Source organism: Microbacterium sp. Ru50 (assembly GCF_002920555.1).
Lineage (GTDB): Bacteria > Actinomycetota > Actinomycetes > Actinomycetales > Microbacteriaceae > Microbacterium > Microbacterium arborescens.
Window position 1 is genome coordinate 1 of record NZ_PQSV01000034.1, and the last position, 776, is coordinate 776.

Sequence of the window (776 nt, forward strand, 5' to 3'; positions counted from 1 at the left end):
GGAAATCGGTAATGACTCCAACTTATTGATAGTGTTTTATGTTCAGATAATGCCCGATGACTTTGTCATGCAGCTCCACCGATTTTGAGAACGACAGCGACTTCCGTCCCAGCCGTGCCAGGTGCTGCCTCAGATTCAGGTTATGCCGCTCAATTCGCTGCGTATATCGCTTGCTGATTACGTGCAGCTTTCCCTTCAGGCGGGATTCATACAGCGGCCAGCCATCCGTCATCCATATCACCACGTCAAAGGGTGACAGCAGGCTCATAAGACGCCCCAGCGTCGCCATAGTGCGTTCACCGAATACGTGCGCAACAACCGTCTTCCGGAGACTGTCATACGCGTAAAACAGCCAGCGCTGGCGCGATTTAGCCCCGACATAGCCCCACTGTTCGTCCATTTCCGCGCAGACGATGACGTCACTGCCCGGCTGTATGCGCGAGGTTACCGACTGCGGCCTGAGTTTTTTAAGTGACGTAAAATCGTGTTGAGGCCAACGCCCATAATGCGGGCAGTTGCCCGGCATCCAACGCCATTCATGGCCATATCAATGATTTTCTGGTGCGTACCGGGTTGAGAAGCGGTGTAAGTGAACTGCAGTTGCCATGTTTTACGGCAGTGAGAGCAGAGATAGCGCTGATGTCCGGCGGTGCTTTTGCCGTTACGCACCACCCCGTCAGTAGCTGAACAGGAGGGACAGCTGATAGAAACAGAAGCCACTGGAGCACCTCAAAAACACCATCATACACTAAATCAGTAAGTTGGCAGCATCACCC

General features: G+C 53.2%; 1 protein-coding gene. It reads right to left on the reverse strand.

Annotation, left to right across the window (positions count from 1 at the left end):
• Window positions 1-22: 22 nt before the first annotated feature.
• Window positions 23-720 (reverse strand): IS1-like element IS1A family transposase gene (locus C3481_RS16080; protein ID WP_094096600.1). Its coding sequence is split into 2 segments (ribosomal slippage): window positions 23-471 and window positions 471-720, totalling 699 coding nucleotides; the frame shifts between segments, so codons are not numbered across the junction.
• Window positions 721-776: the final 56 nt, after the last annotated feature.